Here is a 24826-nt window from a genome sequence, read left to right as displayed (position 1 = left end):
TCCCCTTTTAATGGACACGCCCTTCGTCTTTTGGAAATGAAAAATCTTCGGCTTCAAGCGTCATCAGTACCGCTTTTGCCGGGGACTCTTCTGTCATGATACGAAACGCGTGCCTCCGGACAGCTTCCTCGATCATATTCCTCACATATCTGGCATTGGAAAAATTCAAACGGGAGCGGGAGCAGACGGACCGCAGATGTTCGTGAAGTTTCACCTCAGCTGCAGGAGCCAACTGGTATTCCCTGTCTTTAAGCATCCCTCCGGCTATGGAAGACAACTCACGCCACGAATAATCCTTGAAGGAAAGCTTTAATGGAAACCGGGAGGATAGGCCGGGGTTAATGGTTAGAAAATCTTCCATTTCTTCCGGATACCCGGCAAGGATGATGACGAGTTCATCATGGTGATCCTCCATGCATTTCACAATGGTATCAATCGCTTCCTTACCGAAGTCCTTTTCACCACCACGCGCCAGTGAATACGCCTCATCAATAAAAAGAACCCCTCCAAGGGCTTTATGGATTAAATCCTTTGTTTTCTGAGCGGTGTGCCCAATGTATTCTCCCACCAGGTCACTTCTGTCCGCCTCAATAAAATGACCTTTTTCAAGCACTCCCGCTTCATGAAAAAGGCGGGCGACCATACGGGCCAATGTCGTTTTTCCGGTTCCGGGATTCCCTTTAAACACCATATGAAGCACCTGCTGGTTCTTTTTCAACCCGGCATCAGCCCTTTTCCCAGCAATGACCACCTGCGCATAGATCTCTTTCATCTGCCTTTTCAAACCTTCAAGACCTACTATGGAAGAAAAGAAATCATCAATCATCTGGAAGGGCGGGGGGGACAGTTCCTTGGTGAGGACCCTGCTTTCTGGTGCAGGCCCTGCCTTTGCATCTTGAAGCACAATGTTAATCGTACCAGGCCTTGCTGTTTTAGCTTGCGGATACACGTGGATCCCTCCTTACTCTGCTTCATCATACGCATCAGGGAAAGAACCTGTGACAAACGCCCACAGCAAAAACAGTCTGATAAAACCACAAAAAAGCGGATGCTTCAAGAGCATCCGCTTTTCCCATTCACTCAAGACTTATGTAAGCCTTATTCCTTATCCAGCGATACATTTTTGATTGGTGCGAATGTAGAGATGGCATGCTTAAATATCAACTGCTGCTTCCCTTCGGTTTCCAATAAAACAGTGAAATTGTCAAAAGCCTTCACTACTCCACGCAGTTGGAAGCCGTTGGTAAGAAAGACTGTCACCTGCATACGTTCCTTGCGTAGTTGATTTAAATAGTTATCTTGAATGTTTACGGATTGAGCCATGGATCTTCCTCCTCTTTTCTATCTGTAATATTACGATTCGCCGCTTTTATCGATCATTCCTGCTAAATCTGCGAAAATCGTTTGAAATTTATCCTCATAGTTCTCAGGTGTTACCTCATACCAGTGGACATCCAGTTTGTTTTTAAAGTACGTGTACTGCCGCTTGGCATAGCGCCTGGAGTTCCGTTTAAGAAGGTCAACCGCTTCCTGAAGGTCCACCTCCCCTTCCAGGAATGGAATCAATTCCTTATAGCCGATGGCCTTCATGGACTGGGCATCTTTAAGTCCTGCCTGATATAAGCGGCGGACTTCCTCCACAAGACCCTCTTCCACCATTTGATCCACCCGGTTGTTAATACGCTCATAGAGACGCTCCCGGTCCATCTCAAGACCGATCAAAAGAGGGGTAAATGGAGAATCCCAGGCTTTCGCCGCCTCCTGCTCACTCATCTTTTTCCCAGTTGTTTCATAAATTTCGAGCGCACGCAGCACCCGGCGGCTGTTATTTGGATGGACTTTAGCTGCTTGGTCAGGATCCAGGCTTTTAAGCTTTTCGTACATATGCACGGGACCTTGATCGGCTGCCTCTTCTTCAAGCTGTTTCATTACTGCTTCGTCTTTCTTTTCCTCTGTAAACTCAAAATCAAACAAGGTTGCTTGTATGTAAAGGCCGGTTCCACCTACTAAAACAGGGAGCTTCCCCCGCTTTTGAATTTCATATATTAATGACTGGACCTTCCTTTGGAATTCAGCTGCAGAAAAAGACTCTTCAGGATCCTTGATATCAATCATATGATGAGGAATTCCCTGCATTTCCTCCCGGGTCACTTTGGCTGTTCCAATATCCATAGTCCGGTAGATCTGCATGGAATCGCCACTGATAACTTCTCCATTAAACTTTTGAGCAATCTGGACACCCAGCTTTGTTTTACCGACCGCGGTCGGTCCAACAACAGCAGCTACCATTGGTTTCAAACTTCCACCTCCTTTGTTCCATCTCTATTATACATGAATGGCTCTACAATCATACCTCAACGACTTAATCAACGGAATCCGTTAGTCATAGTAACGGATTCCGTTAGTTAAATTCAAAATATTCGTTAGTCTTACTATCGCATATCGTTAGTTTGTGTTATAGTATAAAAAAAGGAGGCGTCTACCGTGGTTCATGAAAGGATTCGCACACTTCGCAAAGAAAGACGTTTGACTCAGGCTATGCTGGCTGAAAAAGTCGGTGTTTCTCCCCAAGTGGTATCCAACTGGGAGCGCAGCTATACATCCCCTGATCTAGAAGACTTGTCGAAGATTGCTCATGCTCTTCATACCACTGCAGATTATCTCCTTGGATTGAGCGACGAATTGGAAGATGAAATGAGGGAAATCAAGCACCTTCTGGAAACGAAGGGATATTCAAAACCTGTGTTTTTTGATAAAAAAGCCTGGTTCGGAATACAGCCGGAAGATATTAAGCAGATCGATAATTACTTTCGTTTTCTGCTCCAGCAGAAAAACATTTCCTGACCCTCCCCTGTTCTTGAAAATTAATGCAGACATACAGAAATAATATTACGTAAACTACTTGTATCTGTTTATATATTGTCCATAAAAAAAGACAGCCGGATCTAAATCCGGCTGTCTTTTTTCTATTTACATAACACGCTTGAACATTTTTTCCATCTCATATTCAGAGAAGAAAACAATAATCGGTCGTCCGTGTGGACAGGTAAATGGATCCGTCGACGTCCTCAGCTCCTCAAGAAGCTGAAACATGTCGGATTGATTCAAGTAATGATTGGCTTTGATGGATCGCTTGCAGGACATAAGGATGGCTGCTTCCTCCCTCAATTTCAGAATGTTTATCCGCTCATCCTGAACGAGCTGCTGGATCATATCATCAATGACTTCCTGCTCAAATCCAGCAGGAAACCATGTCGGGTGACTGCGGATGATATACGTGTTGTCACCGAATGGTTCAAAGAACAAGCCAACTTTTTCGAGTTCCTCTTTATATTCTTCAATTTTCAATGCTTCCTGTTTAGAAAAATCAAAGGTTAATGGAATTAACAGCTCCTGGACCTCATGATCAACCTGAGCCAGTTTATCCCGGAAAAACTCATATTTGATCCTTTCCTGTGCTGCATGCTGGTCGACGATATACATCCCTTCTTCATTCTGGGCGAGTATATAAGTCCCGTGAAGCTGGCCGATCGGGTACATGACGGGAACGCGGCGGCCGCCTTCCTTTTTAGACGACGCTTCATTTTCCTGTTCATCCGGCTTTCCAGCAGCTTCTTCCTCGGTGGTTTCCGGTTTAAAATCAGCCGTCATTTCCTTCAGCATCGCTTCCTGCTCTCCTGCAAAAACGGGGGACGGCTCTTCTTTCACCTCCGGTGCAGCCGGCGGCTCTTCTTTCAGGAGATGATCGGCAGCAGACTCTCTTTGATTATGAGCTTCTTCTTTCCTTGTTTCATGAAACGCAAACGTTTTCTGTTCGGAATACTCCTTTTTCGGTTTCGCTTTCGTTTCCTGAACATCAGGAATGAGGGTTTCCTTACGAAATGTATGGCGGATCGTCTCTTCAAGGAGAGCATACAGCTCTTTTTCCTTGCTGAACCGTACTTCTAATTTAGATGGATGGACGTTGACGTCAACAAGAATCGGATCCATCTCAATATTCAGGACAACAATTGGATTTTTCCCAATTGGCAGAAGGGTATGATACCCCTGTTGAACGGCTTTATTCAAAGGCACGCTTTTAATATAGCGGCCGTTAATGATCGTGGACATATACTGCCGGGAAGCCCGGTACACTTCCGGCTTCGCTATATACCCCTTCACTTTGAAATCCGACGTTTCCATTTCCACAGGAACCATTTTCCTCGCTGTATTCATGCCGTAAATGCTGGCAATCACCTGCAGCAGATCCCCGCGTCCGTTGGTTTTGAAAATCTGCTTCTCATTGTGCGTGCAAACGAACTGCACTTCGGGATGGGCCAGGGAAATCCGGTTCAATACATCTGTAATATGACCAAGTTCTGTATGGATCGTCTTCATATATTTCAACCGTGCCGGAGTATTGAAAAACAACTCTTCCACCGTGATATCTGTACCCTTCCTCGCGTCTCCTCGTCCCTTCTGCATAAGGTGACCGCCCTCAAGGTCCAGTTTTGTTCCGGCTTCTTCACCTGTAGACGTCTGAATGCTGAGCCGGCTGACGGCAGCGATACTTGCCAGAGCTTCTCCCCGGAAGCCGAGGGTGCGCACGTGGAATAGATCATTTTCATCCAGAATTTTACTCGTTGCGTGCCGGTGAAAAGCCCGCTCACAGTCTTCTTCCTCCATCCCTGCTCCGTTATCGATGATACGAATGCGCTGAAGACCGGCTTCCATCAAGTCAATCTTCACCCAGGATGCACCTGCGTCAATACTATTTTCCACCAGTTCCTTTACGACAGAGGCAGGCCGCTCGACCACTTCTCCGGCTGCGATTTTGTTGGCCAGGTGATCAGGCATCAGTCGAATGCGTGCCATACGTGAACCTCCTTTATTTCTTCAAGCTTTTTTGAAGCTGATACAGTTCGTTCATAGCGTCCATCGGTGTCATCTCCATTAAATCAAGAGATGAGAGCCGCTTTTCAAGATTTGAAATCTGGCTGGCGCTTTGCTTTTCCTGTTTCGGTTTTTCTTTTGGTTCTTCTACAAATAAACTGAGCTGCTCTTCTTCATCCCCTGCAGCCGATTCTTTGGGCCCGGATGCCCCTTCCAGGTGTTCCAGCAGCTCTGTCGCCCGTTTAATCAGCGGATCCGGAAGATCGGCCAGTTTTGCAACATGGATGCCGTAACTTTCATCGGCTGGGCCATCTTTGATCTGGTGCAGAAAGACGACATTTCCTTCGTATTCTTCCGCCCTTACGTGGACGTTTTTCAAACGATCCAGTTCATTTTCCAATGATGTTAATTCATGGTAGTGGGTGGAGAATAATGTTTTTGCCTTAATTCTTCCATGAATGTACTCTACGATGGACTGGGCCAGCGCCATTCCGTCATAGGTGCTCGTTCCTCTTCCGATCTCATCCAGCAGGATCATACTGTTTTCTGTTGCATGTGTAAGGGCGTGATTGGCTTCAAGCATTTCCACCATGAACGTACTGTGCCCGGACACAATATCGTCTGCCGCTCCGATTCGTGTGAAAATCTGATCGAATATCGGAAGAGAGGCAGAACCGCACGGAACGAAACTTCCCATCTGACCAAGAACGGCTGTTAAAGCAAGCTGCCTCATGTACGTACTCTTACCGGACATGTTCGGACCGGTAATCAGAAGGACATCCGTTTCATCATCCATATAGATGTCATTCGGTACAAATGTTCCATCCTGCATGACCCGTTCAATCACCGGATGCCGGCCCTGCTGAATATCGACCATGCGGCGGTCGTTATAAGATGGGCGGACATATTGATACGATTCCGCCACCTGGGCAAAACCCTGCAGCACATCAATGCGGCTGATCTGTTCAGCCAGATGCTGCAGTCTTTGTACATAGGACTTGACGTTCTCCCTGACGTTGAGGAACAACTGGTACTCAAGTTCCACACTCTTTTCCTGCGCCTCAAGAATCAACGTTTCCTTTTCCTTTAATTCCGGTGTTATAAAGCGCTCTGCGTTGGTCAATGTCTGCTTCCGCTCATACATGCCTTCGGGCAGGTAGCGGAGATTGGCTTTTGTCACTTCAATATAGTAGCCGAAGACACGATTATACCCGACCTTCAAGGATTTAATGCCTGTTTTTTCCCGCTCTTTCTTTTCAAGCTCAGCAATCCACTGCTTACCATTTTTCGAAGCTGAGCGATAGTCATCGAGCTGTTGGTCGTATCCGTCACAAATCAACCCACCCTCTTTCACACTGATAGGAGGATCTTCGGCAATACTATGCTCCAACAAATCCTTAAGCTCCTCCAGAGGATCAATCGTCTGATATAGTTCTTTCACTGAAGTGTTGTCAAACTGCTGAAGCGTAGCAAGTATTTCAGGAATCCGCGCAAGGGAATTTTTCAACTGGAGAAGATCCCTGGCATTGACGTTTCCAAAAGCTACCCGCCCCGCCAGACGTTCCAGATCATACACGTTGGTGAGCTGTTCCCGCAGCGTTTCCCGTTCAAAAAATTGATCAAGGAAACCTTCCACCTGCTCATGCCGTGTTTCGATGGCCTGTTTCGAAAGAAGCGGACGCTCCATCCATTTTTTCAGCATGCGTGCGCCCATGGATGTCTTCGTTTTATCTACCACTGAAAGCAGGCTGCCTGTTTTCCCCTGCTTACGGATGGTTTCCAACAGCTCAAGGTTCCTTTTCGAGTACATATCGAGCGTCATATACTGTTTCAGCTCAATGACTTTTACCGGCTGCAAATGATCGAGCGAGCGCTTCTGCGTATGCTGGATGTAGTTCAACAACCGGCCGAATCCTGTTAACAGCTTGTCCTGCTGGATTCCTGCCGTCAGTGACGAGAGGTCCGGATGAATGGTCGTCTCATCCTGGTGGGAGAGTGTGTAGCCGAGGCGCTCCCTCAGCATCAACTGCTGCTCTTCATCAAAATCGGAGGCAACGACAACTTCACGAACAGGTCGGCTGTACAATTCACTCAAGGCTGCGTCAAACCCTCCGGGAATTAAGGCTGTGCTATTCTCTCCGGTAGTTAGATCGTTGTAGCTCACGGTATATGATCCATCTTCAAAAGCGCTCAATGAAGCAAGGTAGTTGTTTTCCTTCTCATCCAGCATGCTGCCTTCCATTACGGTACCCGGCGTAATCAGCTGGACGACTTCCCTTTTTACAACGCCTTTGGCTTCCTTCGGGTCTTCCACCTGTTCACAAATCGCCACCTTGAAGCCTTTTTCAATCAGCTGCCTTATGTAGTTTTCTGCCGAGTGATACGGGACGCCGCACATCGGAATGCGTTCAGTTCCCCCGCCATCTCTGCTTGTTAAGGTGATTTCAAGTTCCTGCGATGCTTTCAGGGCATCTTCAAAAAAAAGCTCATAAAAATCCCCGAGCCTGAAGAATAAAAACGCGTCCTTCTGATCGGCTTTAATTTTTAAATATTGCTGCATCATTGGTGTATACTGTGCCATTCGGTCAATCCTCCAAAACGTACGTAGAATTCTTCATCCATTATAGCACATGGAAACAACCCTCTTTAACAAATCGCTCATAGGTAAACCTTAAGAAATCTCCATGCCAAACGCAGAGCATTGACGCAGAACCCTGTGTTTCAAAGCCTTTCCAAAAAAAAGAACCCCCTGCTGAAAGATCAGGGGGTTAATGCTTATCGTCATGGTCATCACTGCTTGAAGAAGATGGAAGGAAGTCCGTTTCAATCGCTGAGTAATCATCTGATGACAAATCCTGCTCATAGTCGTCATCGTGTCCGCAGCCATGCGGGTCCACTTTTACGCAAAGCTTGGTTTCACCAATGACATCAACCACAAACTCTCTTTCTACTTCTACTACAATTTTCTGGCCGTTGCCGGAAATCGTAGCTTCCAGGCAGTTCGGCTGTTGGACGACTTTCGCAATGACTTCAAAATCATCATGAATGCAGTTGTCGTCTTTCACACTCAACTTAACGTAGTCACAATAGGTCACCCGTTCTGTTACGACCTCTGTCTTAGTATTGTCGTTGTAGGAATACCAGACGTTAATGTCATAACTGCCGGATACTTCTACATGATCCCCTTTCTTCTTCGCGTTGTAGATGTGGTTGATAACCCAGCATCCCAGAATACTTGTTGGACGGTGGGAAGGGCTGATGGTGTGCGTGGATTCTGTAAACTTTTTACCTTTACCGATTACAGCTTTGGTAATAATTTCTCTGTAATCCCGTTCAAAAAAAGACATGAGCTCTCATTCCTCCTTATTCTACCACCCATCCTATGCATGGTCTGGGCGAATGGTGATTCCATGAGAAAAGCCTAAGGACGTGTTTACTTCATTGTATGCACGAGCCTATAAAATTGTACGAAAAAAAATCCGCCGGAGGGAAACCCCTCTGACGGAAGTGTATGCATCAACGGCTGCAGCCATGACTTTGATTGTTGGAAGAACCCGTTTCTCCCTGTAGAAGATCTCCTCCTGTGGAACGGATCACCTCATTGGTAACTTCACGGGAAATCGTACTCGAAACCATCTGTAAAATATCATTGATGACCGTTTGTGTTTCTTTAAACTCAGCCACGACCGGGATTTCATCCAGCTCATCCTGTAGACGGTCAATTTCTTTTTCAATTCGGTTCAGCGCTTCCGTTTTTCCATAAGCCTGGAAGTTCACGGCCTGTTTTTGGAGCGCTTTAATTTTCTTAATGTGCGACTGCACCTTCTGGTTTTCATTCAACTTGGATTCCAGCTGCTTGAAGCGGTCAATCTCTTCTATATCAGCCATCATTTTTGCCAGTTTTTTTGCTTCATCGACTACTTCTTGACGTGTGTATTGTGCCATTTATTTCACCTCTACGCTAGATTTTACCAGTTCTCCATCCAGAGACCAAGTTTTTGCCTTGATTACTTTTACAGGTACGATCTTTCCGACAATGGAACGGGGCCCCCGGAAATTCACAAGTTTGTTTCGTTTCGTATATCCGGCCAGGACGTCTGGATTATTTTTGCTTTCCCCTTCGACAAGAACATCCACCACTTCACCCTCATATTGACTCATCGCTTCGGCTGACTGCTGATTCACCAATTTATTCAGACGCTGGAGACGGTCTTTCTTCTCCTCCATCGATACATTATCTTTCATCTTCGCTGCAGGTGTATTATCCCTTGGGGAGTAGATGAACGTATAAGCCGCTTCAAATCCCACCTCTTCTACAAGGGAAAGGGTGTCCTGAAACTGTTCCTCTGTTTCATTAGGAAAACCGACGATAATATCTGTGGTAAGCGTAGCTCCCGGCATAGCGCTGCGAATACGACGGACAAGCTCCAGATACTCCTCCCGGGAATATTTCCGTCCCATAATTTTCAGAACATCTGTATTCCCGGACTGGACAGGAAGGTGGATGTGGTCCAGCATGTTGCCGCCTTTAGCGAGCACTTCAATCAGCCGGTCATCGAAATCCCTTGGATGGGAGGTGGTAAAACGCACACGGGGAAGATCGATGCTCCGAAGTTCATCCATCAAGTCCCCGAGTCCGTATTCCATATCCAGATCTTTTCCGTAAGCGTTCACATTCTGGCCGAGAAGCGTCACTTCCTTATAGCCCTGCGCTGCGAGATGACGGACTTCCTGGATGATGTCTCCAGGGAGACGGCTCCGCTCTTTCCCGCGGGTATACGGAACGATGCAGTATGTACAGAACTTATCGCAGCCGTACATAATGTTCACCCATGCCTTAATTTTCCCTTTTCGTGAACGGGGGAGGTTTTCAATAATATCGCCTTCCTTGGACCATACGTCAATGACCATTTCCTTCCCGAACATCGCTTCTTTTACAAGCTGCGGAAGACGATGGATGTTATGGGTACCAAAGATCAGATCGATGAATGGGTGATTCTTCAAAATACGATTGACTACGGATTCCTCCTGTGACATACAGCCGCAGATTCCAATAATCAGATTCGGATTCTCCATTTTCAACGGTTTAAGGTGTCCGATTTCTCCGAAAACTTTGTTTTCAGCATTTTCGCGGATGGCACACGTGTTCAACAGGATAATATCTGCTTCTTTCGTGTCATTCGTGGACACATAGCCCATTTCTTCAAAAATACCGGCCATAACTTCTGTGTCATGTTCATTCATCTGGCATCCATATGTACGAATCATATATTTCTTTCCACGGCCGGCCTGATCCATATCTTCCGGTATTTCAAAATCATAATGGATATCTGTTTCCTTGCGTTTGCGGCGCTGGGCATCCCTCATATTCGGAGGCTGATAGGTCGTTTGGAAATATTTGACGTAATCTTCACTTGACTGCTGTTTCAATCGGTTCAAATTGTCCTGATCTGCAGCGGAAATATCAGTCTGACGGATCTGAGACATTTCTTTTCTCTGCTGTTCGTTCATTATAATCTCCTTTCAAGCCGATCCTTCTAACTGTCTCATTATATCAAGTTTTTCATGATAAATTAAGTCAAATGGAAAAATACAGAACAAAAAGGACCGTTCCGGCAGTGACCTAACGCAACGATCCTTTTAGACTTTTCTATTTACCTGTCTTTCTGCAAATGATCACAGAGACATACATACGTCCTCTTGATTTAGATAATATTCAGCTTTCTTCCCACTTTCTCAAAAGCGTTCAAAGCCTGCTGGAGCTCTTCCGTGGAATGTTCCGCCGTTACAATCGTCCGTATACGACCTTTCCCCCTCTGCACAGTCGGGAAGACAATGCCCTGGGCAAAAACACCTTCTTTAAATAATTCATCGGAGAAGGTGTGAGTCAGAGCGTCATCGCCAATCATAACCGGGGTGACCGGCGTTTCACTGATACCCGTATCAAACCCAAGCTTTGTTAAACCATCCTTAAAGAAAGAGGTATTGTCCCAGAGGCGTTCAATTAATTCCGGCTCTTCCAGGAGGACATCGATCGCAGCCTCATTGGCAGCAGTCACAGCAGGTGGATGAGATGTACTGAACAAGAATGGACGTCCTTTATGAATCAAGTACTCTCTCAGCGTTTTTGTACTGGCTACATAACCGCCGAGCACACCGATGGCTTTACTCAAAGTCCCCACCTGGATGTGAACACGACCGTCTAAATTAAAGTGATTCACTGTGCCTCGACCATTATCACCAAGCACACCACTCGCGTGGGCATCATCCACCATAATCAGCGCATCATACTTCTCAGCCAATTCGACAATTTCTGGAAGCGGCGCTATATTACCATCCATGGAGAAAACACCGTCCGTCACAACAAGACGTGTGCGGTAGTCCCCACTCTCTTTCAATGCCTCTTCCAGAGATTCCATGTTCACATGCTTGTAAATTTTCCTGTCGGCTTTAGTCAGGCGGATTCCGTCTATAATCGAAGCATGATTCAACTCATCAGAGATGACAACATCGTCTTTACCAAGAATGGAGGATAATACACCCTGGTTGGTAGTAAACCCGGATTGGAAGACCAGGGCAGCTTCTGTATGTTTGAATGCAGCCAGTTTTTCTTCAAAATCTTCATGCATCTTCAATGTACCTGCAATAGTTCTCACGGAACCTGTTCCAACGCCATACTCCGCATTCGCTTCTTCTGCCGCTTTTTTTAACCTTGGATGGGAAGTCAACCCCAGGTAGTTATTGGAAGAAAGCTGGATAACTTCCTTTCCTTTGATTGTCACTTTGGACCCTTGAGCGGATTCCAATGGAATCAAGCGGCGGAATGTTCCCTGTTCCTGCATCTCATCCAGCTCTTTCTGTAAATACTCAAAACCTTTCATCGTTCATCCTCCTTTAATTATGGGTGAAGAATTACTTTTCCGCATAAACCTTCATTCATTAATTCAAAACCTTTTTCAAATTCCTCCAGTTTCAAATGGTGGGTGATGATCGGTTTCACATTCACCTGACCGGATTGCAGAAGACGGGAGACCTGCTGCCACGTTTCATACATCTTCCTGCCCGTGATCCCCTGGACTTCCACTCCTTTGAATACGATATCGTTCGTAACATCCAGGCTGACCCGCTTGGTCGGCAGACTCAAAATGGAAACACGCCCTCCATTAGTCACCATCTTAAAACCTTGATCCATAGCTACAGGGTGCCCGCTCATTTCACAGACTACATCGACTCCGTCATGATTCGTCAGTGCTAATGCTTCTTTCACGGGATCTTCTTCAGACGAGTGAATAACAGCTGTTGCGCCCATCTTCTCCGCCAGTTCCAGACGGTATGCATTCAAATCAAAGGCCAGCACCTGGGAGGCGCCTGCAGCGACAGCTACTCCGACAGCCATCAGGCCTATAGGACCACAGCCGATAACCGCAACGGTTTTTCCTGTTACTTCCCCGTTCAAGACGGTATGAACGGCATTTCCCATCGGCTCTTGGATGGAGGCGATATCGGAAGGAAGATCTTCCGGATTCTTCCATAGATTTTCCGCTGGAAGAGCCACATATTCAGCAAAACACCCCTGTGTGTCAACGCCAATGATTTTTGTATGGGCGCAGATATGATACTTTCCTGTCAAACACTGTGGGCAGTGTCCACAGACAAGATGTGTTTCCGCACTGACGTAATCCCCTGTTTTAAAATGCTCCACATTTGTTCCTGTTTCCACAATTTCTCCGGAAAATTCATGCCCGAACACATACGGCGGCTGGACACGACTTTCTGACCATTCGTCCCAGTTATAAATATGTACATCCGTTCCGCAGATGGAGGTAGCTTTGACACGGATGAGCACTTCATCATCCTTAACCTGAGGAATATCCACTTCCTCAAGCTTCGCTCCGGGTCCGCGGTGATGTTTTATGATTGCTTTCATCTTTCCATTCACAGTGAACATCTCCCCTGAATATATTTCATCTTTATCCCTTTATAAAGCCATTCTAACATGAATAGGTAAATAATCAAATTCTCATGTCCACTGTAAAAACACAAGTGATCATAAAATGATACCGCTTTCGATAGAGGCGGGTGCTGCGGGGAATCCATATAAAAAAACCGCACTGATTAAGTGCGGTTTATCCGTTAAAATGAAACAGGTAATGTAAAGTAATGGATCTCCCTGAAGGATCAGTTATCTGGGTTCGACAATCAGTTTAATCGCTGTTCGTTCTTCTTCGTCAATTAGAATATCCGTAAAAGCTGGAATGCATATTAAATCCATTCCGCTGGGGGCGACAAATCCTCGAGCAATGGCTACCGCTTTTACAGCCTGGTTTAGAGCCCCTGCACCAATGGCTTGCATTTCAGCTGATCCTCTTTCTCTTACGACATTCGCTAAAGCTCCTGCTACAGAATTAGGTACGGATTTTGCTGATACTTTTAAGACTTCCATTACTAGTTCCTCCTTCAATCACTATAGTTGTTCCATAACTACTATATTCTTGGAGATGTAGGATATTACCTTTTCATTATGAATGAATTTGTCGCAAAATTCAAATAATCACTCAAAAAAAGGATGGTCGTCGTTGATTAAGATCCGCTTTACTTTCACCGTTTTCCCTGTTTTATCATCCACATCCACCAAGAAGGCGCTTAGTTGTGCTCTTCCCGTTTTAGGTACTTCAAAACGTACAGGAAGATTCGTTTTGAAACGTTTCAACACCGCTTCTCTATCCATTCCAAGGATTCCATCGTAAGGACCCGTCATTCCTACATCTGAAATATATCCTGTGCCTTCCGGAAGAATCCGTTCATCTGCCGTTTGAACATGGGTATGTGTGCCGACCTGAACACTGACGCGCCCATCCACATACCAGCCCATGGCTTGTTTTTCACTGGTCGTCTCCGCATGAAAATCGAGGAAAATTAAAGAGGTGCGCTTAGATGCCTGCTCTATTAACTCATCTACTTTTCGGAACGGATCATCGTTAGGTGCCATAAACGTCCGCCCCTGAAGGTTAATCACAGCAATTTCCCCTTTTGGAGTCTTTACGTACGTAAGGCCCCGCCCCGGCGTACCTTCCGGGAAATTGGCCGGTCGGACAAGATAATCCGCCTTATCAATAAACTCAAAAATCTCCTTCTTATCCCACGCATGGTTCCCGAGAGTCACTGCCTGCGCACCCAGTTCCAGGAACCGACGGTAAATCTTTTCCGTAATCCCTTTTCCGGAGGCTGCGTTTTCCCCATTGATAATCGTGACGGCCGGCTGAAACTTTTTTTTCAATTTTGGAAGATACGTCTCTACCATATCTCTGCCCGGAGAACCTACAACGTCTCCAATAAATAAAATTCTCATAGATCATTCATTCCTTTAGTTGTGTAATGTTTCCTGTTTTTCCTCTACAAAATAAATAAAGCGGCCGCTAAGGCCGCTTTATTTATTTCGCATACTCGACAGAGCGCGTTTCACGAATGACCGTTACTTTAATATGTCCCGGATAATCGAGTTCTCCCTCGATTCTGTTCCGGATATCGCGCGCCAGTCTTGTTGCTTCAAGATCATCAATTTCATCAGGGCGGACCATAATACGTACTTCACGACCTGCCTGAATCGCAAAGGATTTCTCCACACCTTCGTAAGACTCAGAAATTTCCTCAAGTTTTTCAAGACGCTTGATGTAATTTTCGAGCGTTTCACTTCTTGCGCCCGGGCGTGCTGCAGATAAGGCATCAGCAGCCGCAACGAGTACAGAAATAATTGAAGTAGGCTCTTCATCTCCGTGGTGGGAAGCGATTGCGTTTACGACCGTGTCGTTTTCCTTATACTTAATGGCAAGTTCCTTACCAATTTCAACGTGGCTTCCTTCTACCTCATGGTCTATCGCTTTTCCGATGTCATGCAGAAGTCCGGCACGGCGGGCAAGCATTTCATCTTCACCTAATTCTGCGGCCAGAAGACCGGATAAGTAGGCAACTTCCGTGGAGTGCTTCAGGACATTCTGACCATAACTCGTACGATACTTAAGGCGGCCGAGAATCTTGATAAGGTCTGGATGAAGACCGTGAACCCCGACTTCGAAGGTTGTCTGCTCCCCGACCTCGCGGATGTAATCATCTACTTCGCGGCGGGACTTATCAACCATTTCTTCAATTCTCGCAGGGTGTATACGTCCATCTTGAACAAGTTTCTCAAGAGCCATACGTGCTGTTTCTCTTCGGATTGGGTCAAAACCGGATAAAATAACCGCTTCAGGTGTATCATCAATGATAAGATCAATACCAGTTAACGTTTCCAACGTACGGATATTTCGTCCTTCCCGGCCGATAATTCTACCTTTCATTTCATCATTAGGCAGATTGACAACAGATACGGTGGTTTCGGCTACGTGATCAGCGGCACAACGCTGGAGAGCAAGGGATAAAATATTTTTTGCTTTTTTATCGGCTTCCTCTTTCGCCCGGTTCTCCGCTTCTTTAATCATAAGCGCCGATTCATGAGAGACTTCCTGTTCAACACGTTCCAAAATAACCTGTTTGGCCTGATCAGATGTTAAGCTTGAAATTCTTTCAAGCTCTGTCTGCTGTTCTTGAAGCATAGCTTTCACTTTGCTTTCCATTTCTTCAATTTGTTGTTGTCTCTCGGCAAGAGTTCCTTCTTTCTTCTCGAGTGAAAGATCACGCTGATCCAGCGTTCCACTCTTACGATCAAGATTCTCTTCTTTCTGATTCAAACGGTTTTCGGTTTTCTGCAGTTCCAAGCGGCGTTCGCGAACTTCACTTTCAGCCTCCTGGCGGAATTTCTGATTCTCTTCCTTCGCTTCAAGAAGAGCTTCTTTTTTGGCCGATTCAGCATTGCGGTGTCCTTCCTCCACAATCTGCCTGGCTAATTCCTCAGCACTGGAAATTTTCGCTTCCGCTATCGACTTCCGAATAAGATAACCAACAACAGAACCGATGATAAGGGCAAGCAAAATGAAGATGAGCGAGGATATCAAATCCATAATTTCACCTCCTCTTGCTATGAACTTGGTCCGTTTGTCGGTAAATACAAACGATTCATTTTCAGTTTCATTTGTTAAATTAAGGGTATAAAGATGAAAATGATACACATTCATTTTATGCCTGACTATGCGGAATGTCAAGGAATCCCGCTATGTATCTGCTGACATATGCAAAAATTTAAAACTATCAGTTTATTCCCGCTTCTGGAAATATTGGAAAAGCAGCGCTTTTTTCAGCGCTGCTTTCTTCATTCTGCCCGCAGAAACGGTTTATACGTCCAGCGTTTCCTGGTTGTCTTTACTGGAAGTTTCAGCCTTTTCCTCGTCAGCTTCCATACCATAATGGTCGCGGATCAGACGTTTCACTTCCTCATAAACTTCAACGTTCTCTTTCAGGTACTGTTTGGCGTTCTCGCGACCCTGACCGAGACGTTCGTCATTATATGAATACCATGATCCACTCTTCTGAATGAGATCCAGGTCTGTTCCAATATCAACAAGTTCTCCCTCTCTGGAGATTCCTTCTCCGTACATAATATCTACTTCGGCCTGTCTGAATGGCGGTGCCACCTTGTTCTTAACCACTTTCAAGCGGGTTTTATTCCCCACCATTTCGTTCCCCTGTTTCAATGTTTCTGCACGACGAACTTCAAGACGGACAGAAGAGTAGAATTTCAGGGCGCGCCCGCCGGGAGTCGTTTCCGGGTTACCAAACATTACGCCGACCTTCTCACGAATCTGGTTGATGAAAATAGCCGTCGTCTTCGATTTATTAATCGCACCGGAAAGCTTACGAAGAGCCTGGGACATCAAGCGTGCCTGCAGACCCACGTGGGAATCACCCATCTCCCCTTCAATCTCTGCTTTTGGAACAAGAGCAGCCACAGAGTCAATGACCACCATATCTACGGCCCCGCTGCGTACGAGGGCTTCAGCGATTTCCAAAGCCTGTTCCCCTGTGTCCGGCTGGGAAAGCAGAAGTTCTTCAATGTCGACACCCAGAGCTCTTGCATAGACCGGGTCCAAGGCGTGCTCCGCATCAATGAATGCCGCCTGACCGCCTTTCCTCTGTGCTTCCGCAATCGCGTGAAGGGCAACAGTAGTTTTACCTGAAGATTCTGGTCCGTATATTTCCACAATCCGGCCGCGCGGATAGCCGCCGACCCCAAGGGCCACATCAAGAGCCAGTGATCCACTGGGAACGGTGTTAACCCTCTGCTCCGCACCTTCACCCATCTTCATGATCGAACCTTTTCCGAATTGTTTCTCTATTTGACGCAATGCCATATCTAATGCTTGTTTACGATCGCTCATTGTATACCGCCTTTCAAAATTTCTATACTTATCATAACTTGTTTTAAAGGATTTGCCAACCGAAAAGCGAATATTTGTTCCCGTTTTTTTACCTGTTGGGAACGAAAGGTTTTTGATGCTCTCCCAGAGAGAATATCAAAAACCTTTTGCGTTCCATTATTCAAAATTCAATTTTTCAAGTGATGAAATAAAAGCTCAAAGCCTTTCTTCACTGCACGTTCCCTTACTTGATCACGACCACCCGGGAACTGGAACCGGTGGACCTCAGGACTCTTGTCCCTGATCTGGAGGCCGATAAATACGGTTCCAGGCTCCTTCCCTTCACTTGAATCCGGTCCGGCCACTCCTGTAAAACTGACAGCAGCATCCACATGAAGCAGGGCCTGGGTATTCAGAGCCATCATCTCGGCACACTCATGACTGATCGTTCCATATTCTCTGATCAGGTATTTTGGAATATCAAGGACCTGCTCCTTCATTTCGGCCGTATAAGTCGTCAGACCGCCCTGACAGACCGCTGAAGCACCAGGAAGGGCAATCATACGTTCTATGAACTTTCCACCTGTGAAGCTCTCTGCTGCCCCAAGACGATATCCTCGGCGGGAAAGAAGGCGCTGAACGGTGCTTTCGATCGTTTCATCGTCACTTCCATAATAAAAATCCCCAACCTTATCAAGAACAACCTTTTTCAACTCAGCAATTTTCGCTTTTGCTTCATCTGTCGTTTCCCCTGTTGCAGTTAACCGTAAACCCACTTCGCCTTCACTGGCCAGAGGGGCAAGGGTCGGATTGGTCTGATGGGAAATGAGCGCCTGCAGCTGTGTTTCAAGATCCGATTCCCCGATACCTATAAAATGGAGCATCTCCGAAACAATCTCTGATTGAAGAGAAAAGGACTTCTGAAGAAAAGGAATCACTCCGCTTTCCATTAACGCCTTCATCTCACGGGGCACCCCTGGAAGGAACACCCAGATGACTTCTCCCTGTTGAATGATCTGGCCGGGGGCCATTCCTTCCTTGTTATCCAGTACGAATGCCCCGTCAAAAACGTGGGACTGCTTTCTATTATTCAAACTCATTGTTTTATTGTTTTTTTTATAATAAGCTTCGATTCTTTCCATAGACGGAGCATGTTCATGGACAGACTTTCCGAGGACCATACTCCCGGCATCTCTTGTCAAGTCATCCTCTGTCGGTCCGAGGCCGCCTGTAACAATAATAATATCCGAACGTCTCGATGCTTCCCTGAAAGAACCCGCGACACGGTCGAGGTTATCTCCAACCACGGCGTGACTGTATACAGGAAGTCCGAGTTCTGCCATTCTCTGTGATATCCACTGGGCATTTGTATTTGCAATCTGACCTAAAAGCAGTTCTGTTCCTACGGCAATAATTTCAGTTCTCATTTAGAATCTCTCATCACATGCCAGTTTTTCTTGAAGTAATCATAGCCGGAATACACCGTAATGATTAAGGCAAGATACAGCGTAATCATACCAAAGGGAAAACCGATAAAAGCAAATGGCCAGTTATGGAGAAGCAGTGCTGAAATGGCGATGATCTGAATCCATGTTTTCAGTTTACCCATCTGGCTGGCAGCCAGTACACTTCCCTCACCAGCTGCGACAAGCCTCAGCCCTGTAACAGCAAACTCGCGGCTGATTATGAGAATGACAATCCATGCCGGAGCAAGTCCAATCTCTACGAGCAGGATGAGGGCCGCACTTACAAGCAGTTTATCGGCCAGAGGATCGAGAAACTTCCCGAGGTTGGTCACGAGTGAATATTTACGGGCAATATACCCGTCAATCCAATCCGTAGTGGATGCAATAATAAAGAGAACCGCACCGGCAAGGTGAGCCACTGGAAGTTCTCTTTCTCCCATTTCCAGCGTGCCCCATCCAAAAGGTACACTCATGAGAATAATAAAAATGGGAATTAGAAAAATTCTGGATAACGTAATCTTGTTTGGTAAATTCATTTCTCCACACTCCTACTACACAGTAAATAAAAGGCTGCCCGGTCAATCGAGAGGCTTTGTCACTCTGTCGATATTGAAAGGGCAGCCCGTTCATGATTATATAGATTTTATTCCTTCATTTGCAACAATAACTTCTGCGTTGTCAGCTCAGGATCAGGGAAAGTGACTGGTTGATCATCCACGTTTACCGTCATACCGGGAGCATTTCCGGTTTTAATGTATACTTCCTGCTTGTCTCCTATATCAATGGTGACAGGAGAGTCAGCAGATGTATATTCACGGGGAGTCACAAGATTCTCTCCCCCCTGCGGGGATTGAACCTCCATATAGACATTTCCGGAAAATTCAACAGTTACTTTGGAATCTCCAGCCGGCACCACTTCATAAGTGTGCATCGGGAATGAACCTGTCCCCTCTTCCGAAAGTTCCACGCCCGGCTGTTCTTCCCCGGACTCTTCAGGCTCACGATCTTCTTCTTTCTCTTCAGCCTTTTCTTCCTCAGAACCGCTGTCTTCGTTCTGCTCCTGCTCATCCGCCTGTGCTTCTTCTTCATCACCGGACGTTTCTTCAGCCGTGTCTTCTTCAGAACCGGCCGGAACACTGATTTCATCTGATGATGAACTGTCCGCAGGTGCTCCGCTGTCTTCACTGCCGCTCTGCATGAAAATCCAAACGACTAATATCACTCCGACGACAAGCCCTACCGTAAGGAAAGTAGGAAGGAAGCGGGAAGTGCCTCCGCTTTTCTGAGCGGCTTCCTGCTTTGATTTCTGTACCCGGCTGAACTGGACCGTATTTTCCTCTTCGTATGTGGGCAGTTCATTTTTGTGCTCTTCCATCACCTGTTCCGGATCCAGACCGACAGCAGAAGCATATTCACGAATGAATGCGCGGGTATAAAATTTCCCCGGAAGAACTTGAAAATCATTACTTTCTATAGCTTGAAGATACCGTTTCTGTATTTTCGTTGTTTCTTGAAGGTCCTCAAGCGAAAGTCCCTTCGTCTCCCTTGCTTCCTTTAATCTAGCTCCAATCTCCATGTGTAACACCATCCAATTTTAAAAATCAAACATGGAAAATCCCTCATTCATCTTCATTTCCGGTTTTTCCACAGGTTCATAAGTAATTTCTTCATCTTCATTGTTTCTAAGTTCAATGATGTAATCAAAGTCATCCAGCTTGTATTCGGTTTCCTGAACAAAAATATCCGGGTGCTCAATGACTTTGGTCGCCGGAAGACGCATAATCTCCCTGACGAGCTGCCAGTGTTTCTCATTGGCCCGTTTTGCAGAAACGATTCCATCAATGATGTACAGGTTATCATCGCTGTATTCCTCATCGATCAGCTGGTTCCTTACCGTCTGCTTCAACAATGTACTGGAGACAAACAGCCACCTCTTGTTGGCACAAACGCTTGCCGCCACCACCGATTCAGTCTTACCGACCCGCGGCATGCCACGGATCCCGACAAGCTTATGGCCTTCCTTCATAAACAATTCCGCCATAAAGTCAACCAGGAGTCCAAGATCTTCCCGGTTGAAACGAAAGGTTTTGCGGTCGTCGATATCACTGTGTATGTATCTTCCATGACGGACTGCTAAACGATCTCTTAATTTCGGGCGGCGGAGTTTCGTTACTTTAATCGTGTCCATTGTATCTAAAATCGATTTTAAGCGGGTGATCTGCTCGTCATCCTTGCAGAGAAGAAGCATGCCCCTGTGCGAATTTTCAACTCCATTGATCGTCACGATATTAATGGCCATCATACCCAACAGGGAGGAGATGTCCCCCAGAAGTCCCGGACGGTTGTATTGAATTTCATATTCCAGATACCATTCTGTTTTATCCATGTTCCAACCCCTCTAAAAAAATGTCGGTATTTGTCAAAGACGAGTGATATTTGGATTGATCTACTCTTTTATCTATCATAAAGGATTTTCTTTAAATAGGAAAGGCGGGAACTATGATCTCTGCAAAAAAATAGCAGAAATACATAAATAAAAAATCCGTACAAATTGTACGGATTTTTTTCGATTACTGCTGGGAACCGTTATTTTGAACAAGCTTCACCATCATATTAGCGATTGCATGCTGTTCTTTTTCATCTGCGACGTTCCACAAATCACGAAGAACGGCTTCCTCGTTATTTTTAGCGTCTACAGAATTGGCCAGGTACCCTCCGATTTCATACGCTAGTTCGGAAACGGCTCCGTTATTAATCCCCTGTCCTTCCGCCTGATGGAGACGATCACCAAGAAAGTCTTTCCAAGAATCCCAATTATCGAGCACAGACATGTCTGTTCCCTCCTCTGAATTTTTTCAAGCTTAGTATGAGAAGGAAGAACAGGTCTTATTCATGAAATTAAGACCAGCCGCCATTGACATGGAGAATCTGTCCCGTCATATAGCGGGAATCTCCGCCCAGTAAAAATCCGGCAGCATCAGCCACCTCATCTGGAGTTCCGGCACGACCCATAGGTATATCATTTTCGAGAGCCTGAAGGTCCTCCAAAGTAAGGTGTTCGTTCATCTTCGTCTGGATCAAACCAGGAGCAACCGCATTTACCCGGATATGACTGGGAGCAAGCTCCTGTCCCAGTCCTTTCACAAATGCATTCTGTGCTCCCTTGACGGAACTGTAGGCAACTTCCATGCTTGCTCCTTCTGTACCGAAAATGGAGGATATAACGATGATATTCCCTTGTTTCTGCTGAATCATATACGGCAGTATATGCCGGGTTGTCATCCACAGGGCTTTCACGTGAACATAATACAGCGCGTCCATATCCCCGGCATCCATATCCTGAAACAATCCGCTGTACATATGGCCGCCGGCAAAGATAACCGCATCCCATTCAGCTGGAAGCAGGTCGAGAAAGGCATTCAGACCTTCCTCTGTCGAAAGATCACCTTGAAAAGCGCCCGCCCATTGATCTTCCGGAACATCCTGCTGCATCGAACGGATTTTCTCTTCGTTGGTATAATACTGCACGCCTGCGGCCCAGCCATCCTCGACGACCCGGTGGGCAATTGCTTCACCAATCCCCCCGCTCGCTCCAAGGATAAGGCAGCGTTTACGATTCATTGGACTGTGGTTTTACCTGGAAAACAGCAATGGCTTCTTCATTGAGCCAGTCTTTGAGGTATTCTTCAGCATCGTCAGCTGTCAATGATTCAATCACCGGAAGCACTTCGAATAGATCAACACCAAGCGTATGGTAATGAGTGAACTGATTCGCTATAAATTCAAGTGAATTGAGCGCACGCATGAATTGACCGATTTTTTTACGCTTCATACGAGTAAAGTCTTCATCAGCTATCCGCATGTCTTTTAATTCATGCAGCATTTCCTTCACCCGGCCAGCCATTTCATCCGGTTTTCTTGAATCGCCGCCAAGAATAGTAAAGCCGAAGTGACGGTCGAGTTCTGTTTCGAACTGGAAACTGTCATCAATAAGATCCGCTTTGTACAATTCTTCATAAAAGGCTCCGCTCTTGGAGAAATAATAATCAAGAATCATGCCGGAAAGAAGTTCCCGCCGCAGCAGTTCTTCTCCTTTCAACCCGCTGACATCCTCCTTAACACCAACCATGGCTTTTGCCGTTGTTACCGGCATCGTAATGGAATGTTCCTTGCGGGCGGCATGAGCAGGTTCATCCGGATAGGAACGGTTGATTTCAGGTGCTGGAGGGAATTCTTTCTGTCCCTGGTTTTCACGAATCAATGTCATCATGGATTCAGGTTCAATGTTACCGGCCACGAATAAAACCATGTTGGACGGATGATAAAACGTTTCATAACACGTATATAGGTCGTCCTTCGTTATTTCCTGAATGCTTTCCACCGTACCGGCTATATCGACTTTTACCGGGTGATTATGGTAAAGGCTCTGGATGGTTCCGAAAAAGGATCTCCAGTCCGGCTGGTCGTCATACATGCGGATCTCCTGTGCAATAATCCCTTTTTCTTTTTCTACCGATTCCTCCGAAAAATAGGGATCCTGTACAAAATCCAGCAGAGTTTGGACATTTTTCTCCACCTGACTGGTCGCTGTAAACAAATAGGCGGTTTTTGTAAAGGACGTAAAGGCGTTTGCAGAAGCCCCGAGGCGGGTGAAATCCTGAAAAACATCCCGGTCTTCTTTTTCAAACAGCTTGTGCTCCAAAAAGTGAGCAATCCCTTCTGGAACTGTAACTTTTTCATCTTGACCGATCGGCGTGAATGTTTGATCTATAGAACCGTAATTGGTTGTAAAGATCCCGAAAGTTTTTGCCATTTCAGGCTTTGATAGAAGGAATACCTTCAAACCGTTGTCGAGTGTTTCCTGATAAACCGTTTCATTCAATTGTTGATAGACTAACTCTTCCATCACTCTTCCCCTCCCTCGTGACTTGTTAAGAAATAAATGGTGTCCAGTTTAATCTTTTCCGCCATTTGAACGACCTGTTCTTTGGTTACTCCGCGGATATTTTCGATAAGCTGGTCCGCCGGCATGTCGATTCCGGAAAGCATCTGATGGTAAAGCACTTCGATCAATCCATTGGCATTATCCATCGTCTCTTTCAGCTGATTAATGACCTGCTCCTTCGTCTCCTCCACCTGCTCTACTGTGAAGTCTCCATTTTTCATCGCTTCCATCTGCTCCAGAATAATGGATTTCGCTTGATCATAGTCCTTCGGGTCCACCCCGCTGAAGACAAGCAGAAGGCCTTTATGACTCTCAAATCTAGATGCCGCATAGTACGCGAGGCTGTGCTTTTCCCGCACATTCATGAACAGCTTCGAGCTCGGAAATCCACCGAAAATACCATTAAAGACCTGCAGCGCATAATAGTCATCATCACCGAACTTCGTGTATGTACGATAGCCGAGATGAAGTTTTCCCTGATTGACCTCTTCACGTTCAATGATCTCTGCAGATTCCTGGACATCTTTGGACACAGAAACCTGATCGTTATCTTCGTTCGTGCTGCCACTGCGTTGGAAATAACGGTCTGTTAATGTTTCCACATCTTTATCATCCATATCTCCAATTACGTATACATCCAGCATATCCTGTTGGATCATCTGCTGATAATAAGTGTAAAGCGATTCCGGAGTAATGGAAGACATGTCCTCCTGATACCCATGGACGTGAAGGGCGTAGGGCTCCCCTTTACACATGTGGTCCATGAGACGAAGGTTGGCATAGCTCATCTTATCATCTTTAATAGAAGTGATTTTCTGTTCAAGTGTCTGTTTTTCACGCTCGACGATTTCAGGGTCAAAACCGTTCTCCACAGTTTTCGGATCAAACAGGACATTGTGGAACAGCTGGAATGCTTCCTCCAGAATCGGTTCGTTGTCATTCAGGTAGGATTCATTCACCACTTCCATCCGGAAACTAATGACATGGTTTTCGCCTTTTTTCGAACCATCACTGGATAAAGCTGTTCCATAAAGATTTTCAAATGCTGCCTGAAAGGACCTTACAGATGGGTGCTGGTTTGTAGCTTTTTGAAGCACATGCGGAAGAAGCGCCCTCTCCGTAATTCCATCACGTTTTAAAGGAGCTTTGAATTTGGCTACGATATTCATCGTTTTATACTTTTTACTTGGTAAAATATGTAGACGGTACCCATCTTTTTCGAGTATCGTTTCTTTTGTAATTTTCATTTCCATCCT

23 protein-coding genes are annotated in these 24826 nt (G+C 45.9%); 1 reads left to right on the top strand and 22 read right to left on the bottom strand.

What is annotated here, in order from left to right:
• Positions 1-7: 7 nt before the first annotated feature.
• From ACXAD6_RS08870 to miaA, 3 genes are all read right to left on the bottom strand, one after another.
• Positions 8-949 (bottom strand): AAA family ATPase, encoded by a 942-nt coding sequence (locus ACXAD6_RS08870; RefSeq protein ID WP_474968560.1) that lies wholly within the window; start codon positions 947-949, stop codon positions 8-10.
• 149 nt (positions 950-1098) lie between these two features.
• A complete protein-coding gene (gene hfq / locus ACXAD6_RS08865) occupies positions 1099-1323 on the bottom strand; it encodes an RNA chaperone Hfq (protein ID WP_474968559.1) in 225 nt (74 codons plus the stop codon).
• Positions 1324-1353: 30 nt separating this feature from the next.
• The gene (miaA, locus tag ACXAD6_RS08860; protein WP_474968558.1) at positions 1354-2298 is read right to left on the bottom strand and encodes a tRNA (adenosine(37)-N6)-dimethylallyltransferase MiaA; all 945 of its coding nucleotides are present in this window, start codon (positions 2296-2298) and stop codon (positions 1354-1356) included.
• A 186-nt stretch (positions 2299-2484) separates the two neighbouring features.
• Here miaA and ACXAD6_RS08855 point away from each other — a divergent pair, with 186 nt between their 5' ends.
• On the top strand, positions 2485-2844 hold the full coding sequence (locus ACXAD6_RS08855; RefSeq protein ID WP_160835678.1) for a helix-turn-helix domain-containing protein: 360 nt from the start codon (positions 2485-2487) through the stop codon (positions 2842-2844).
• A gap of 126 nt (positions 2845-2970) precedes the next feature.
• Here the strand turns inward: ACXAD6_RS08855 and mutL are convergent, their stop codons facing one another.
• From mutL to yfmF, 19 genes are all read right to left on the bottom strand, one after another.
• Positions 2971-4854 (bottom strand): DNA mismatch repair endonuclease MutL, encoded by a 1884-nt coding sequence (mutL, locus tag ACXAD6_RS08850; protein ID WP_474968557.1) that lies wholly within the window; start codon positions 4852-4854, stop codon positions 2971-2973.
• Positions 4855-4867: 13 nt separating this feature from the next.
• Complete coding sequence (mutS, locus tag ACXAD6_RS08845; protein ID WP_474968556.1) at positions 4868-7453, bottom strand: DNA mismatch repair protein MutS; 2586 nt, start codon at positions 7451-7453, stop codon at positions 4868-4870.
• A gap of 187 nt (positions 7454-7640) precedes the next feature.
• Positions 7641-8219: an outer spore coat protein CotE gene (locus ACXAD6_RS08840; RefSeq protein WP_027954283.1), complete on the bottom strand. Its 579-nt coding sequence runs from the start codon at positions 8217-8219 to the stop codon at positions 7641-7643.
• Between the two features lie 169 nt (positions 8220-8388).
• Positions 8389-8817: a YlbF/YmcA family competence regulator gene (locus ACXAD6_RS08835; RefSeq protein ID WP_027954282.1), complete on the bottom strand. Its 429-nt coding sequence runs from the start codon at positions 8815-8817 to the stop codon at positions 8389-8391.
• On the bottom strand, positions 8818-10383 hold the full coding sequence (gene miaB / locus ACXAD6_RS08830; RefSeq protein ID WP_474968555.1) for a tRNA (N6-isopentenyl adenosine(37)-C2)-methylthiotransferase MiaB: 1566 nt from the start codon (positions 10381-10383) through the stop codon (positions 8818-8820).
• 194 nt (positions 10384-10577) lie between these two features.
• Positions 10578-11753: a glycine C-acetyltransferase gene (locus ACXAD6_RS08825; RefSeq protein ID WP_474968554.1), complete on the bottom strand. Its 1176-nt coding sequence runs from the start codon at positions 11751-11753 to the stop codon at positions 10578-10580.
• A 17-nt stretch (positions 11754-11770) separates the two neighbouring features.
• A complete protein-coding gene (gene tdh, locus ACXAD6_RS08820) occupies positions 11771-12811 on the bottom strand; it encodes an L-threonine 3-dehydrogenase (protein ID WP_474968553.1) in 1041 nt (346 codons plus the stop codon).
• Positions 12812-13054: 243 nt separating this feature from the next.
• Positions 13055-13315, bottom strand: coding sequence for a stage V sporulation protein S (locus tag ACXAD6_RS08815; protein WP_474968552.1), 261 nt, complete (start codon positions 13313-13315; stop codon positions 13055-13057).
• A gap of 108 nt (positions 13316-13423) precedes the next feature.
• Entirely contained in the window at positions 13424-14221 is a 798-nt protein-coding gene (locus ACXAD6_RS08810; protein ID WP_474968551.1) for a TIGR00282 family metallophosphoesterase, read from the bottom strand.
• 82 nt (positions 14222-14303) lie between these two features.
• Complete coding sequence (gene rny, locus ACXAD6_RS08805) at positions 14304-15866, bottom strand: ribonuclease Y (protein WP_027954276.1); 1563 nt, start codon at positions 15864-15866, stop codon at positions 14304-14306.
• Positions 15867-16136: 270 nt separating this feature from the next.
• Positions 16137-17180, bottom strand: coding sequence for a recombinase RecA (gene recA, locus ACXAD6_RS08800; protein ID WP_474968550.1), 1044 nt, complete (start codon positions 17178-17180; stop codon positions 16137-16139).
• Positions 17181-17347: 167 nt separating this feature from the next.
• The gene (locus tag ACXAD6_RS08795) at positions 17348-18586 is read right to left on the bottom strand and encodes a competence/damage-inducible protein A (RefSeq protein WP_474968548.1); all 1239 of its coding nucleotides are present in this window, start codon (positions 18584-18586) and stop codon (positions 17348-17350) included.
• Positions 18583-19161, bottom strand: a complete 579-nt coding sequence (gene pgsA, locus ACXAD6_RS08790; protein WP_027954273.1) for a CDP-diacylglycerol--glycerol-3-phosphate 3-phosphatidyltransferase — start codon at positions 19159-19161, stop codon at positions 18583-18585. Before pgsA ends, ACXAD6_RS08795 begins: the two co-directional genes overlap by 4 nt.
• A 107-nt stretch (positions 19162-19268) precedes the next feature.
• Positions 19269-20201 (bottom strand): helix-turn-helix domain-containing protein, encoded by a 933-nt coding sequence (locus tag ACXAD6_RS08785; RefSeq protein ID WP_474968547.1) that lies wholly within the window; start codon positions 20199-20201, stop codon positions 19269-19271.
• Between the two features lie 18 nt (positions 20202-20219).
• Positions 20220-21011, bottom strand: coding sequence for a DUF3388 domain-containing protein (locus tag ACXAD6_RS08780; RefSeq protein ID WP_474968546.1), 792 nt, complete (start codon positions 21009-21011; stop codon positions 20220-20222).
• A 184-nt stretch (positions 21012-21195) separates the two neighbouring features.
• Entirely contained in the window at positions 21196-21456 is a 261-nt protein-coding gene (locus ACXAD6_RS08775; RefSeq protein ID WP_474968545.1) for a DUF3243 family protein, read from the bottom strand.
• A 67-nt stretch (positions 21457-21523) separates the two neighbouring features.
• Entirely contained in the window at positions 21524-22246 is a 723-nt protein-coding gene (gene ymfI / locus ACXAD6_RS08770) for an elongation factor P 5-aminopentanone reductase (RefSeq protein WP_474968544.1), read from the bottom strand.
• The gene (gene yfmH / locus ACXAD6_RS08765) at positions 22236-23531 is read right to left on the bottom strand and encodes an EF-P 5-aminopentanol modification-associated protein YfmH (RefSeq protein ID WP_474968543.1); all 1296 of its coding nucleotides are present in this window, start codon (positions 23529-23531) and stop codon (positions 22236-22238) included. Before yfmH ends, ymfI begins: the two co-directional genes overlap by 11 nt.
• Positions 23531-24817 carry an EF-P 5-aminopentanol modification-associated protein YfmF gene (gene yfmF / locus ACXAD6_RS08760; protein ID WP_474968542.1) on the bottom strand — a complete coding sequence of 429 codons (1287 nt, stop codon included), beginning with the start codon at positions 24815-24817 and terminating at the stop codon, positions 23531-23533. Before yfmF ends, yfmH begins: the two co-directional genes overlap by 1 nt.
• Positions 24818-24826 lie beyond the last annotated feature (9 nt).

It is taken from the genome of Halobacillus sp. ABH2_015 (assembly GCF_056158945.1).
This window is presented reverse-complemented; position numbering and strand designations above follow the sequence as displayed.